We start from the raw sequence: 12,091 nt of genomic DNA, 5'->3' as shown, positions 1-12,091 counted from the left end.
CGGTGAACGGTTTCGTATGACGAGTGATGACAGACTGGCTACGGCCCGTCTGTCATTTTCTCGTTTGGAGGATTCATGCCCGCCGATTCGCGACCCGTCGACGTTCGATCTGCAATCGCATCGCAGATGCCCCGAGCGAAATCGGAGCTGGCAGAGTTGGTCCGGTTCGCCTCGGTGCACGATCCTCGGCAGTTTCCGGTCGAGGAATGCACCGGTGCGGCGCAGTGGGTGCAACGGGCATTCGTCGACGCGGGAATTCCCGACGTCCAACTGATCGAGACGGTCGACGGCTCACTGGCGGTCGTCGGTTCGCGGCCGGCTCGCGCGGGAGCGCCGACCGTTCTGCTGTACTCGCACTACGACGTTCAACCTCCGGGTGACCGAACACTGTGGAACAGTGAACCTTTCGAGCTGACCGAACGGGACGGCCGTTGGTACGGGCGGGGTTCGGCGGACTGCAAGGGCAACGTGATCATGCATCTGCTGGCGCTACGGGCACTGGGGGAGTCACTCGACGTCGGCGTGCGCATCATCTGCGAGGGTTCGGAAGAGATGGGCACGGGCGGGTTGGAAGCGCTCGTGGAGCAGCGACCCGAACTGTTCGTCGCAGACATGGTCGTCATCGGCGATACCGGGAACACGAAGGTGGGATCGCCGACGGTGACGACCACGCTTCGCGGTATCGCGAATGTAGTAGTGCACGTGGAAACGCTTGCAGGAGAAGTGCATTCCGGAATGTACGGCGGTCCCGCTCCCGATGCGCTCGCAGCCTTGGTGCAGGTGCTCTCCACGTTGCGGAACGAGCAGGGCGACACCGTGGTCGACGGTCTGGACGGAACGCAGACCTGGGACGGGGTCCAGTACGACGCCGAGCAGTTCCGTGCCGATGCCGGGGTACTCGACGGCGTCGGGCTGGCCGGCTCGGGCTCGGTAGCGGAGGCGGTGTGGGCGCGGCCCGCTCTGACGATTCTGGGGATCGACTGTCCACCGGTGGTGGGGTCTGCTGCTGCGATCTCGCCTCGTGCGTCGGCACGGCTCAATCTGCGGGTACCGCCTGGAACGGATCCGCAGCGGGCTCAGGATGCCCTGGTGGCTCATCTGGAGGCGCGTACGCCGTGGAATGCGCGCGTCACCGTCGAGCGTGAAGCGATCGGATCGCCGTTTCGAGCCGGGACCGACGGGCCGGGATATGCGGCGCTGTCCGAGGCGTTGGAGGAGGCATTCGGGCATCCCATGGGGACGGCCGGCCAAGGTGGGTCGATTCCGCTGTGCAACGCGCTGGCTCAGGTGTTGCCGGACGCCGAGATCGTGCTGATGGGCGTCGAGGAACCTCGGTGTCGGATCCACGCTCCCAACGAGAGCGTGGATCCGTCGGAAATCGAGAAGATGGCCGTCGCCGAGGCGTTGTTCCTGCAGCGACTGGCCGGGTCCGGCAGTGAGGACTCAGACAGCTAGATCGCGGCGAAGCTTGGCGACGTGGCCGGTGGCCCGGACGTTGTACTGCGCCACCTCGATCTTGCCTGCCTCGTCGACGAGGAACGTGGAGCGAATGACGCCCTCGTAGACCTTGCCGTAGTTCTTCTTCTCCCCGAATGCGCCCCACGCCTGCAACGTCGTCTTCTCCTCGTCGGAGAGCAGGGGGAACGTCAGCTCTTCCTTGTCGCGGAACTTGGCGAGCTTGGCTGGCTTGTCGGGGGAGATGCCGATGACTTCCAGGCCTTCTCCGTTGAGCTCGGCAAGGCTGTCCCGGAAGTCGCAGGCCTGCTTGGTGCAGCCGGGGGTGCTCGCGGCGGGGTAGAAGTACACGATCACCTTCTTGCCTGCATAGTCGGCGAGAGAGACGTCGTTGCCGTCGGCATCGGGCAGGGTGAACGCCGGAGCGGTGTCGCCCGGCTCGAGCTTGCTGTATTCGGTCACCGCACGAGAGTATCGAAATGTCGTCGTGCTCTAGGCTCGACTGCGACAGAGACTATTTGCAACAAGTTGGAGGACACGTGGCCAAGGACACCGACCGGATCGAGCGCGAGATCGAGGCCGCTCGCAATCAGCTCGCCAGCACCCTGGACGAGCTGAGCGTCCGTGCCAGCCCAAAGAACATCGTCGCCAATACCAAGCAGTCCGTGGTGGCCAAGATCAACGAGCCGGCAGTGAAGTTCACTCTCCTCGGAGTCGGCGCAGTGGTGGCAGTTCTCGTGGTTCGCCGGATCTTCAACTGAGTCAGCAGGCGCTCCGACCAGCCGATTTCACATCTGGCGGTATCTGCTGTTAATGTTTCTCCCGCACCGCAGAGAACACGCGGTGCGGATCGGCGCCATTAGCTCAGTTGGTTAGAGCAGCTGACTCTTAATCAGCGGGTCCGGGGTTCGAATCCCTGATGGCGCACTGAGACCCCCGTTCGGATCATGATCCGGACGGGGGTTTTCTGTATGCACACCCAGCATCCAGGCAGCGGTCACTCGTCCGCGCCAGCGCATCTCGATCCGCTTCGCGACGGCGACGATGTTGTCGGGAGTGTTCCTGCCTGATTCCCACGCCTCGTAACGAGCGCGGGTGACACCCAGCTCTGCAGCCATCTCGGCCTGAGTCATCTGGGCAACCGACCGACGAACCTTGCGCAGGCAGTCGGCGAAGTCGAATTCGGGGTTCTCGGACGCCCGATCATCAACAGAGATTGTCATGTGGAAGAAGCTACCCATAACTACCGGAGACAGCAAGAGCTATGGGTAGGTAGTGGTAGCAATCACGGGTTAGTGCTTGCCATGTTTGTGTAGCTATGGCTACTCTCGGCCATATGACCGATAGCCATACGTACCCAGACGAGGTTATTGCGATCGGTGAGGCTGCCGTCATCCTCGGCGTCTCGGTGAAAACCCTTCGTAACTGGGAGGCCCGCGGTGCCATCTCGGCCATCCGCTCTCCCGGTGGCCAGCGCAGATTCAGACGTTCTGACGTCGAAGCGCTGGTAACTCCCTCGCAGTCCGCCTGACCCCACGAGAAAGGCCCGCCGAGTGCGTGCTCGACGGGCCCTGCGACACCCACTGAATTGGAGTGAAGATGTCAGACCCACATTCTACGGCCTTCCGATACATCCGACCGCGAGTAATTTTCGCCGCCGCCCTGCTCGGCGTCCTGCTCGCCGCATCCCAGAGCGCGGGGTGGTTGTGATGAGCGAGCCCAGCGAGAACCCGATCCTTGCTACCGACGTCGAGATGACGCCCGAGCTGGCAGCGAAGGTCGGCGATCTGTTCGACTACGCGCACCTCCACGTCGGGATCGGCGTGAACCCCGACAACCCCGACGACGCCTACATGCAGGCCATGACGGTCCCGAAGTCGCGACCCGTGTGCTTCAACCTGGCAGCGAAAGCATTGCGCGACTTGGCCGATTCGCTGGAGAAGCTGCACGAGATCGATGGGTGCAACAGATGAGCGCACTTGTCGAGAGTTTCGTCCGGGCCTTCACCGAGGCGGCCGAGAAGATCCCACTCGCCTGCTCCGTCTGCGGCAAGGTCGTCGCGCACGTGCACCCGCCGGCCCCGTCCGTCGCCCTCACCTGCTCGAAGTGCCGGGAGGTGACTCCGTGAGCGCCCAGAAGATCGTCCTGACCAAGACCCGCCTGTCGGGCAACGTCATGATCCGCGCCGACCGGAAGGAGCTCGACGAGCAGCTCGGCGCGGGCACCTGGGTGAACCTCACACTGCGCGGTCTCCCGAACTCGGCCGCGTACGCCCGCGAGAAGGCCGAGCAGTACGCGGCTATCGCCGACGAGCTCGACTCGTTGGTTGCATCGGAGCAGGAGGCGGACTGGTGAGCGAATACATCCAGGTCGACCACGGCCGCATCGTCGACGCACCGAACCCGAAGTCCACGCTCGACGTCTGGTGCGTGATCATTCTGCTCGTCACCGTCGCGATGATGGGTTTCGTCCTGTGGGCAGCGTCATGACGGCGTCGAAGATCTGCGGACCGGATGCGTTCCGCGAGGAGTACACCGAGATGCGCGGGCGTGGAATGTCTCACGACCGGATCGCTCAGATGCTCGGTGTCCAACGCGAGTCGCTGCTGCGTCGGTGCCTGCGCACCGGCATCTACATTCCGGAGAAGCCCGAAGTCGAGATGCGCGCCGCGCTCGATCGACTGATCGATTCCGGCCGGCCGTTCGTCGCATCCGATCTCGCGGAGTTCGAGCCCGGACCGCTCGGCAATGTCTTGAGACGGGCCGCGCGTGAAGGTCGAATCCGATCGATGGGCACCCGGGCTCGGTTTCAGGGCGGCACCCGCGTGCAGATCTGGTGCGCAGCCGAAGCCAGTCAGTCGGTGGCGTCATGACCGAGTATCCCACCAACCTCACCCTGCGCCCGATCGTCACGTGGCCCGGCAAGCCGACCGCCGTCCGTGAGCGATCGAAGTTCTCGGCCACGTGGAGCTCGACGCTCTCGCTGCTCGACCGCGAGCTGTCCAAGCTCGGCAAAGGGGCGCGCAACGCACCGGCTGTCCTCCAGATTGCCATGCGCGAGCAGGACTTTCGCCAGGATGGAATGCCGAGGGCGAACGCACGACCCGAACACCCCGGAGTCATCCTCGCGATCACCGACTCGATCAAGGGTCCGCTGTCGTTTCCGTGCGACAAGTACGACCTATGGCAGGACAACCTCCGCGCGATCGCACTCTCGCTCGAAGACCTGCGAGCGATCGACCGACACGGCGTCACCCAGAACGCCGAGCAGTACGTCGGGTGGAAGGCGATCGAATCCACCACCACCACGACGCCGCTGATCAGCCCCGAAGCGGCCGAGGAGGTTCTGAGAACAATCGCCGGTGACAACCACTCGGGTCTTGAGCTCGGAACGCTTGCTCAGGTTTACCGCCGCGCGAGGCGGAATGCGCACCCTGACCGACACGGTGGCGATCGATTGTTCTGGAACAAGGTCGAAGCTGCTGCCGCAGTTCTCGATTCAGTCGGGAGGCTCCGATGAAGGACTTCACATCCGAGATCGTCAGCGCGCCAGGCGTTTACTACGGCGTCAGTGACGTCGAGTACCACTCCGATCGGCTCACCCTCTCGTCGTCCGGAGCTCGCAAGTTGCTCCCGCCGTCGACGCCTGCGCAGTTCCAGTACGACCGCGAGCATCAGGCCCCGCCGAAGAAACACTTCGACGTCGGCCACGCCGCACACACGCTCGCTCTCGGTGAAGGTGCGCAGTTCGTGCGCATCGACGCCGAGGAGTGGCGCACCAACGCGATCAAAGCCGAAGTGCAGGCGGTGCGCGACGAGGGCAAGATCCCGCTCAAGCCCTCCGAGTACGACGCGGTTCGTGCAATGGCCGAGGCGATCCTGCGGCACCCGATCGCCCGCACTCTGTTCGAGGACGGCCGAGCCGAGGTCTCGCTGTATCACGTCGACCCCGAGACGGGCGTGAGCCTGCGCACCCGCCCGGATTGGCTCACCGAGCTCGGCCGGCGCACGCACGTCGTCGACTACAAGACGGCGGTGTCCGCATCGCCGCACCACTTCGCGAAGTCCGTCGACGACTACGGCTATCACGTCCAGGACGCCTGGTACACCGACGCCGTTCGCGCACTGGAGATCTCGGACGATCCCGGATTCCTGTTCGTCGTCCAGTCGAAGACCGCGCCCTACCCGGTCAACGTCTTCGAGCTCGATCCCGAAGCTCGCACCGTCGGCCGTGAGCTCGCTCGTCGCGGTATCCGCACCTATGCCGAGTGCACGGCATCCGGTCAGTGGCCGGCTTACCCGATCGACATTCACCAGATCAGCTTGCCGCGTTGGGCTGCAAGCAAATACGCAACGGAAGGCGTCCTGTGACCACCAACGACATTGCACCCTACGAGGCACCCGGCGGCGTTCAGATCTTCGACCAGCAGTCGGCACCGAACCGCGTCATGGAGCAGCTCCAGCAGCACGCCGACGCCATGAGCCTCGCCCTCGACCTCGCGAGGAAGATGTGCAACACCGATCTCGTCCCGAGGATGTACAAGAACAATGCCGAGAACGGCACTGCCGCAATCCTCTACGGAATGGAGATCGGGCTCAACCCGATCCAGGCGCTGCAGAACATCTTCGTCGTGCACGGCACCCCGGCGATATACGCGCGCACCATGGTTGCGCTCGTGAAGGCGCGCGGCTACTCGGTGTGGACCGTCGAGTCGACGGACGAATCGGTGACGGTGTCGGGTCGTGCGCGGGGTGACGAGCACGAGACGACGTCGACGTGGACGATCGAGCGCGCGAAGAAGGCCGGCTACGTGCCCACCCCCTCCACCGAGGATTCGCAACGTCGCCCAGACATCAAGGACGACTGGGTGACCGTCACGAAGACCTACAACGGCAAGTCGACAGTGTCGATCGTCGGCAACATGAAGTACGTCACCGACCCCCAGGCGATGCTCTACGCGAAGGCCGCGTCCGAGGTGTGCCGAAGGATCGCACCCGAAGTGCTGCTCGGTCTGGCGCACTCGGCCGAAGATCTGCAATCCGAGCCCGAACCGATCCAGGCGACGTCGACAGTCGATCGACCCGAGCCGAAGAACGTCGGCTGGCAGGACCGCCTCGGCGTCTCCGCTCCTGCTCCGGAGAAGTCTATTGAGCCCGAACCGGTTACCGACCGAAAAGCGGACGAGCCGAAAACGGTGCCGGAAACCGAGACACCCGAGCCGCCGAAGGAAGCGCCGAAAAAGCGTGCAACTAGCGCAAAAGCCCAGGCCAAGCCCGCCGAGAAAATGGACGACACTCCGGCCGAACCCGCCTCGGATCGGAGCGCAGAACCGGAACAACCGCAGGCCAAGCCGTCGTATTCGGTGCCCAAGGATGCCGCGACGGACGCGCAACTGAAAAGGCTCGGCGAGCTGCTCGACATCGAGAAGCTCGGCACCTCGGCCGAGAAACTCGAGTGGATCAACTCGACGTTCACGACGGCGTACATCAACCCCAAGCAGATGACGAGCAAGCAGGCGAAGGAAGCGATCGACTACCTCGCGGGCGAGCAGGCCAAGGAAGCGCAGCAGTGACCGCCGTCATTCGGGCGTGGGACTCCCGACACAACCCGGTCGGGTACGCGGTAGCCGAGTTTCAGACCAAAGCCGGAGCCTTCGAACTCTCGGGCGATCACCCGCTGGTCAAACTGGTCGAGCACAACGAGGCCGCTATCTCGTTCTTCACGATCCTCTCGACCGAAGAGCTGCAGTGGCGCTTGATCAACATGCGGCACGTCGGCGACCCGGTCGAGTACAACGTGCGCTTTGTCTCGCGGCCGTGGATCTCCGAGCTCCGACGTGAGCTCGTGTCCGATCAGTGGTTCGTCGAGAACGTGATCGAGCCCGCCGGTGGAACGGTGGTCGAGCCGTGACCGATCACCTCGAGGCCTCGCTCGACGCATTGAACAACACCGACATCAGCTCGTCGCTCGCCCACGGCCAGGCCGCATCCGTTCAAGCTCTGCGCGCCATCGACGGACGGCTGGACGCGCTCGTGGAGATCGCCACGCACGCCGTCGGCGTCCTGCTCGACGGTCGCGACGTCGAGGCCAATCTGTCGACGGATACGACGTTCGACAACGGGCCCGTGCCATTTACGCCGGTGCCGGATCCGGCTGCCGCCCGTGCCCATTTGATCGAGCAGCTCGCGGAGCATCTCGAGGCGACGTACATGCGGATCACCGTTACCCCTCATTGGCCGATCCTGGCCGAAGCCGCACTCGAATGGATGGAGAAGAACCGATGGTGAAAAAGAAGACAGTCAGCAACCCCCGCCCGCTCATCGATACCGCCCGGGTGAGTTTCGGCGGTATGTCGGAGGAGGCCTTCGAGGCTCTCGGCGAGGAGAACATCGGCGACATTCGGTACTTCACGGTCAAGGTGCGCGTGAAGAGCTTCAACGCCGTCGACATGGCCGAGTCCGGTGTCCGCAGGGCCGCGAACTGCAAGATCCTGAAAGTGGTCGAGGGCGTGAGCGAGGCCGTCAAAGAGGAAGACGACGGCCAAGGCTCGATGCTCGACGACGACGGCAAGGTGCCCGACGTCGATCCGGACGAGAAGGGCGAGCCTGAGAGCGAGAACGTCACCCCGATCAAGGCCAAGGCCGCGGGCCCGCAGTTTTCCGGTGGTGACGACGAGTGAACTACCCCAAGGCCGACGGCAGAATCGTCGTCATCCTGTGCCGGGGTATCGGTGAGCCGTACGGCAAGAACACCCTGTGGCTGGCGACCAGGAACCTCGATCCGAAGAGGTTCCTGGTCGTCGAGCTCGAATGGTCCGCACAGTTCGGCGCGATCCCGGTGTGGAACGGCCAGAGCTTCGGAGCGAGCGTGCACGCGGCCGAGACGGCGTTGCTCGAGCTCATTCGTGCCTACCCGGGGGCGGTCATCGTCGGCTACAGCGGCGGCGCTCAGGTGGCCGGCAACGTTGCATCCGAGATCGGCAAGGGCCTGCACGGGAACCTGTGGATCAAGGCCGTCGGCCTGCTCTCCGACCCGTCGAGGCACAAGGACCAGATCGTCGGCTTCGAGAACCGCGGCACACAGGGAATCATGGGTGGCCGGCTGATCCTGGGAAACTTCCAGCTCTGGCAGCTCTCAGCACCCGGTGACCCGATCTCCGATCTCCCGATCGGCAACGGCCTCGCCGAGCTCGCGAAGTACATCGAGTTCTGGTCGCTCGTCGATCCGGACGCGTGGATACGAGATCTCACGCGCAAGGCGCTGATGGGCCGACTCCGGTTCTGGGATCACTCGATCGACTGGCTCGGTGCCTACCAGTGGTCGCTCGGCTACACCCGCGACAAGCGGCACACGAGCTACCACGTCGATCGGATGCCGGGGCAGCCCTACACCTACGTTGAGCGTCTCGGCACGCTGATCGCAGGCCTGCGGTGAGCACCGAACGCGAATTCCGGACCGAGCTCGCCGAGGTGATCAATCGCCACTCGCGCGAGAAGCACTCGAACACGCCGGATTACATCCTCGCCAACTACCTCGCAGCCTGCCTCGGCGCATTCGACGCCGCGGTCGAGGCGCGCGGGATTCACAAGGGGGACATCACGTGACAGCAAACGAGGCGCTCGCCGAGGCGCTCGGTTGGGACTGGCAGGCGGCGGTGGGAGTCCCGACCGCCCACGACGCCGTCGAGGAAGTCATCCGGGATCTCGACGAGCTCGGCTGGGTCATCGTGTCGAAAGCCGACGCGGACGCACTGGGCGAATTCCGCGCCGAGGAGACGCGGCAAGTCCGGTGGAACGCATTCTGCGAGCTCTCGGACCTGCGCTGCCTGGACTGCAATCTGAGATACGGCGAGCGTAAGGACTATCCATGCCCACCCGGTTACCCCGGGGAAGGCGGGGACCACAGCTATGTCACGGCCGACGTCGAACGACTGACCAAGGAAGCGGGGCACGACAAATGAGCGCCGCAGCAATCTTCTACCTCGCGACGTCGGCCGTCATCGCGCTAGGCCTCATCGGGATTGCGATCGCAGTGCGCGTGAGCCCGTACGAGCGCCGCACCCTGGAAGGACTACGACCATGAATGACACCCTGGATGAGGACGCCCTATGCGCCGCGGTCGACCTCGTCGGCCGTTCCGGTGCAACCGGATTCGAGCTTGGCCACCTGCACGAGAATGTGCCTGTTGAAGAGGCGGGCTGGTACGCCCACGCTCAGTACCGCGGAGCTCGCATCACCGTCGAGGACAAAGCCGGACCCGTCGAAGCCGCCGAGGCTCTCGCGCGACGCGTCCTCAACGGCGCGCACTGCGCTCACTGCGGCAAGACGGTTTCGATGAACGGGTTCTCGAAGAGTCGGTGCCGCTGGACGCGTGAGGGTCGCAAGTGGGTGCGCGCATGCGAGACCAAGCGATGAAGGCACTCACCGTTCAGCAGCCGTGGGCATGGGCAATCATGCACGGCGGCAAGGTGATCGAGAACCGCACCCAGAACTGGAACTACCGCGGGCCGCTCGCGATTCACGCCGGCCAGCGTTGGTCGGACCGCGGCGAGCAATCACCGTTGGTAACGGCCGAGTACCGAAAGTTTGTGGTTAAGCATCACCTGCATAACCCACCCATGCCAGGAACGGGATGGATGTTCGGCGGCAAAATGGTCCGCTGGCCGTTCCGCTTCGGCGCGATCCTCGGCGTCGTCGATCTCGTCGACGTCCACCCCGAGGCCGGCTGCTGCAAGCCGTGGGGCGAGTCTGCGTACGTCGAGCACGGAGGCCGTGAGCGTCGTCGCATCGTGCACCTGGTCCTGGAGAATCCACGCCCGCTGGAAGAGCCGTTCCCCTGTAGCGGTGCCCTCGGCCTGTGGACGCCGCCCGAGTTCGAGGTGGCGTAATGCCCGCTCGAATTCAGCGCAGGCGAACCAAGGGCTGGAAGATGCCCCGCGGCGCGGTGTACGTCGGACGCCCGAGCATCTGGGGTAACCCGATCTGCATCACGCCCGAGGTCGACGAGCGCGGTCAGAAGTGGTTTCGCGTGCACGGAAGCCCGATGGACCGGTCGGGTGGTCCTGCGTTCGTCGGAGTCGAGACGGCACGCTATTTCGCCGCCAGGTACTTCGAGTGGGATCTGCGCAACGGACGGTATGGCCGTGACTATCCAAGTATCGCCGAGATCCAGCGCAAGCTCGCCGGCCGAGACCTCGCGTGCTGGTGCCCGCTCCCGCGAATCCTGCCGAACGGCATGACGAGCACCGAGGTGATGTGCCACGCAGACGTGCTGCTCGACATCGCAAACCAGGAGGTGAACTGATGCCCTACTACCAGGACGACACGGTCACGCTGCACCATGGTGACGCCCTCGATGTGGGCCGGCAGCTCGAACCCGGATCCGCCGATTGCATCGTGACCTCGCCGCCGTACTTCGGCCTCCGCGACTACGGCGTCGACGGGCAGATTGGGAACGAGCTGACGCCGACTCACTACATCGGACGTCTCGCGTTCATCTTCGACGAGCTGCATCGCGTTCTCGCCGACGACGGCACCATGTGGGTGAATCTCGGTGACAGCTATGAGCCGAGCAAGAACCTGCGGCTGATGCCCGCGCGCCTGGCGTTTGCGCTCCAGGGCATGGGCTGGATTCTCCGCAACGACGCGATCTGGGCGAAGCAGAACGGCATGCCCGAGAGTGTCACCGACCGCCTGACCAACCGTCACGAGCACCTGATGCTGTTCGTGAAGAACCGCAGCTACCACTTCGATCTGGACGCGATACGCGAGCAGTACGACGGCGACCGGCCGCTGTCTCGGCGATCTCGGTCCGGCGCAACCAACAAGGAAAACAGCATCGCCAAGCCGTGGGGACGGCCCGAGGCGACACCGCCCGGGAGCGCACCTCAGAGCAATTTCGGGCCCTCCGGTGAGCGCAACGGCAAGTTTCACCCCCAGGGCCGCAATCCCGGAGACGTGTGGTCGATCGCTACACAGCCGTTCCCTGGCGCGCACTTCGCGACGATGCCCGTCGCATTGGCCGAGCGTTGCGTGATGGCCGGATGCAAGCCCGGAGGAACCGTCCTGGACCCGTTCTCAGGCAGTGGCACAACAGGGCTCGCAGCCGCCCGTCACGGCCGCAGATACGTCGGTATCGATCTGAACCGCAGTTACCTCGATCTGTCGCTGTCGACTCGGCTCGCACAGGGCGGACTCGATCTATCGGGGGCACCGAGCTCGTGACCGCATCCCCCCTCTTCGACCTCGAGGACGGCGCTCAGCCGATCGATCGCTTCGACTGGGAGCGAGTCATCCGACGTGTCTCCATGCCCTCCGGAGCGATGTTTCTCGGTCTGACCCTCGCGACGTACGCGGACACGAACGGCTCGCGTGTGCGGCCAGGTACGGACCGTCTCGCGCGCGTCATGGGTGTCTCGGTGCCGACGGTGAAAAGGGGCCTGGCAACTCTGCGCGAAACCGGATTCATTCAGCGAGTCAAACAGGGAAATCGGTGGGCGCATCAGGCCGACGAATATCAATTGACGGTGCCGCCGAATTTGTTCGATCTGGAAATGCTGGAGCCCGGAGAGAGCGACAGCCTCGAAAGTCTGGGGATCATCGATGAGCCATAGAGAGTTATCCACAGGCCCCGGTCT

The 12,091-nt window shown here is 64.3% G+C and carries 24 protein-coding genes, 1 tRNA gene and 1 pseudogene; 24 read left to right on the top strand and 2 right to left on the bottom strand.

Annotated features, from left to right (window positions below; all coding sequences use genetic code 11):
* Positions 1–75: 75 nt before the first annotated feature.
* A complete protein-coding gene (locus CH249_RS02035) occupies positions 76–1,455 on the top strand; it encodes a dipeptidase (protein WP_094682694.1) in 1,380 nt (459 codons plus the stop codon).
* Here CH249_RS02035 and bcp read toward each other — a convergent pair.
* Positions 1,444–1,917, bottom strand: coding sequence for a thioredoxin-dependent thiol peroxidase (gene bcp, locus CH249_RS02030; RefSeq protein WP_032375973.1), 474 nt, complete (start codon positions 1,915–1,917; stop codon positions 1,444–1,446). The genes CH249_RS02035 and bcp overlap by 12 nt on opposite strands.
* Before the next feature lie 77 nt (positions 1,918–1,994).
* Between bcp and CH249_RS02025 the strand changes: the two genes are divergently transcribed.
* Together CH249_RS02025 and CH249_RS02020 are read left to right on the top strand one after the other, a co-directional pair.
* A complete protein-coding gene (locus CH249_RS02025) occupies positions 1,995–2,216 on the top strand; it encodes a DUF3618 domain-containing protein (protein WP_057478111.1) in 222 nt (73 codons plus the stop codon).
* A 92-nt stretch (positions 2,217–2,308) separates the two neighbouring features.
* Positions 2,309–2,382, top strand: a tRNA-Lys gene (locus tag CH249_RS02020).
* Positions 2,383–2,510: 128 nt separating this feature from the next.
* Here the strand turns inward: CH249_RS02020 and CH249_RS28685 are convergent.
* Positions 2,511–2,588: pseudogene (locus CH249_RS28685) on the bottom strand (helix-turn-helix domain-containing protein); the annotation flags it as partial.
* A gap of 203 nt (positions 2,589–2,791) precedes the next feature.
* Here CH249_RS28685 and CH249_RS02015 point away from each other — a divergent pair.
* The 21 genes from CH249_RS02015 (at position 2,792) to CH249_RS01935 (ending at position 12,067) form a co-directional block, all read left to right on the top strand.
* A complete protein-coding gene (locus tag CH249_RS02015) occupies positions 2,792–2,986 on the top strand; it encodes a MerR family DNA-binding transcriptional regulator (protein ID WP_094682693.1) in 195 nt (64 codons plus the stop codon).
* A gap of 178 nt (positions 2,987–3,164) precedes the next feature.
* The gene (locus CH249_RS02010; protein ID WP_143544354.1) at positions 3,165–3,428 is read left to right on the top strand and encodes a hypothetical protein; all 264 of its coding nucleotides are present in this window, start codon (positions 3,165–3,167) and stop codon (positions 3,426–3,428) included.
* Positions 3,425–3,583, top strand: coding sequence for a hypothetical protein (locus tag CH249_RS27750; protein ID WP_179273089.1), 159 nt, complete (start codon positions 3,425–3,427; stop codon positions 3,581–3,583). The genes CH249_RS02010 and CH249_RS27750 overlap by 4 nt, the downstream gene beginning before the upstream one ends.
* Entirely contained in the window at positions 3,580–3,810 is a 231-nt protein-coding gene (locus CH249_RS02005) for a hypothetical protein (protein ID WP_094682691.1), read from the top strand. The genes CH249_RS27750 and CH249_RS02005 overlap by 4 nt, the downstream gene beginning before the upstream one ends.
* Positions 3,807–3,944, top strand: a complete 138-nt coding sequence (locus CH249_RS27745; protein WP_179273090.1) for a hypothetical protein — start codon at positions 3,807–3,809, stop codon at positions 3,942–3,944. Before CH249_RS02005 ends, CH249_RS27745 begins: the two co-directional genes overlap by 4 nt.
* A complete protein-coding gene (locus tag CH249_RS02000) occupies positions 3,941–4,327 on the top strand; it encodes a hypothetical protein (protein WP_094682690.1) in 387 nt (128 codons plus the stop codon). Before CH249_RS27745 ends, CH249_RS02000 begins: the two co-directional genes overlap by 4 nt.
* Positions 4,324–4,974 carry a molecular chaperone DnaJ gene (locus tag CH249_RS01995; RefSeq protein WP_094682689.1) on the top strand — a complete coding sequence of 217 codons (651 nt, stop codon included), beginning with the start codon at positions 4,324–4,326 and terminating at the stop codon, positions 4,972–4,974. The genes CH249_RS02000 and CH249_RS01995 overlap by 4 nt, the downstream gene beginning before the upstream one ends.
* Entirely contained in the window at positions 4,971–5,825 is an 855-nt protein-coding gene (locus CH249_RS01990) for a PD-(D/E)XK nuclease-like domain-containing protein (RefSeq protein ID WP_094682688.1), read from the top strand. The genes CH249_RS01995 and CH249_RS01990 overlap by 4 nt, the downstream gene beginning before the upstream one ends.
* Positions 5,822–7,027 (top strand): hypothetical protein, encoded by a 1,206-nt coding sequence (locus CH249_RS01985; RefSeq protein WP_094682687.1) that lies wholly within the window; start codon positions 5,822–5,824, stop codon positions 7,025–7,027. The genes CH249_RS01990 and CH249_RS01985 overlap by 4 nt, the downstream gene beginning before the upstream one ends.
* Complete coding sequence (locus CH249_RS01980; RefSeq protein WP_094682686.1) at positions 7,024–7,365, top strand: hypothetical protein; 342 nt, start codon at positions 7,024–7,026, stop codon at positions 7,363–7,365. Before CH249_RS01985 ends, CH249_RS01980 begins: the two co-directional genes overlap by 4 nt.
* Positions 7,362–7,742 (top strand): hypothetical protein, encoded by a 381-nt coding sequence (locus tag CH249_RS01975; RefSeq protein ID WP_094682685.1) that lies wholly within the window; start codon positions 7,362–7,364, stop codon positions 7,740–7,742. Before CH249_RS01980 ends, CH249_RS01975 begins: the two co-directional genes overlap by 4 nt.
* A complete protein-coding gene (locus CH249_RS01970) occupies positions 7,736–8,134 on the top strand; it encodes a hypothetical protein (RefSeq protein ID WP_094682684.1) in 399 nt (132 codons plus the stop codon). Before CH249_RS01975 ends, CH249_RS01970 begins: the two co-directional genes overlap by 7 nt.
* Positions 8,131–8,889 (top strand): hypothetical protein, encoded by a 759-nt coding sequence (locus CH249_RS01965; RefSeq protein ID WP_094682683.1) that lies wholly within the window; start codon positions 8,131–8,133, stop codon positions 8,887–8,889. Before CH249_RS01970 ends, CH249_RS01965 begins: the two co-directional genes overlap by 4 nt.
* Positions 8,886–9,059, top strand: a complete 174-nt coding sequence (locus CH249_RS27740; protein WP_179273091.1) for a hypothetical protein — start codon at positions 8,886–8,888, stop codon at positions 9,057–9,059. Before CH249_RS01965 ends, CH249_RS27740 begins: the two co-directional genes overlap by 4 nt.
* Positions 9,056–9,415, top strand: coding sequence for a hypothetical protein (locus CH249_RS01960; protein ID WP_094682682.1), 360 nt, complete (start codon positions 9,056–9,058; stop codon positions 9,413–9,415). Before CH249_RS27740 ends, CH249_RS01960 begins: the two co-directional genes overlap by 4 nt.
* Positions 9,412–9,537: a hypothetical protein gene (locus CH249_RS28275; RefSeq protein WP_256988037.1), complete on the top strand. Its 126-nt coding sequence runs from the start codon at positions 9,412–9,414 to the stop codon at positions 9,535–9,537. Before CH249_RS01960 ends, CH249_RS28275 begins: the two co-directional genes overlap by 4 nt.
* Complete coding sequence (locus tag CH249_RS27470; RefSeq protein WP_143544353.1) at positions 9,534–9,869, top strand: hypothetical protein; 336 nt, start codon at positions 9,534–9,536, stop codon at positions 9,867–9,869. The genes CH249_RS28275 and CH249_RS27470 overlap by 4 nt, the downstream gene beginning before the upstream one ends.
* The gene (locus CH249_RS01950) at positions 9,851–10,342 is read left to right on the top strand and encodes a hypothetical protein (RefSeq protein WP_256988035.1); all 492 of its coding nucleotides are present in this window, start codon (positions 9,851–9,853) and stop codon (positions 10,340–10,342) included. The genes CH249_RS27470 and CH249_RS01950 overlap by 19 nt, the downstream gene beginning before the upstream one ends.
* Positions 10,342–10,758: a DUF4326 domain-containing protein gene (locus CH249_RS01945; RefSeq protein ID WP_094682680.1), complete on the top strand. Its 417-nt coding sequence runs from the start codon at positions 10,342–10,344 to the stop codon at positions 10,756–10,758. Before CH249_RS01950 ends, CH249_RS01945 begins: the two co-directional genes overlap by 1 nt.
* Positions 10,758–11,678, top strand: a complete 921-nt coding sequence (locus tag CH249_RS01940; RefSeq protein ID WP_094682679.1) for a site-specific DNA-methyltransferase — start codon at positions 10,758–10,760, stop codon at positions 11,676–11,678. Before CH249_RS01945 ends, CH249_RS01940 begins: the two co-directional genes overlap by 1 nt.
* The gene (locus CH249_RS01935) at positions 11,675–12,067 is read left to right on the top strand and encodes a helix-turn-helix domain-containing protein (protein ID WP_094682678.1); all 393 of its coding nucleotides are present in this window, start codon (positions 11,675–11,677) and stop codon (positions 12,065–12,067) included. The genes CH249_RS01940 and CH249_RS01935 overlap by 4 nt, the downstream gene beginning before the upstream one ends.
* Positions 12,068–12,091 lie beyond the last annotated feature (24 nt).

The sequence above is a fragment of the Rhodococcus sp. 05-2255-3B1 genome (assembly GCF_002258545.1).
Classification (GTDB): Bacteria; Actinomycetota; Actinomycetes; order Mycobacteriales; family Mycobacteriaceae; genus Rhodococcoides.
The sequence above is the reverse complement of the archived record's forward strand: the minus strand, read 5'-3'. Positions and strand labels throughout refer to the sequence as shown.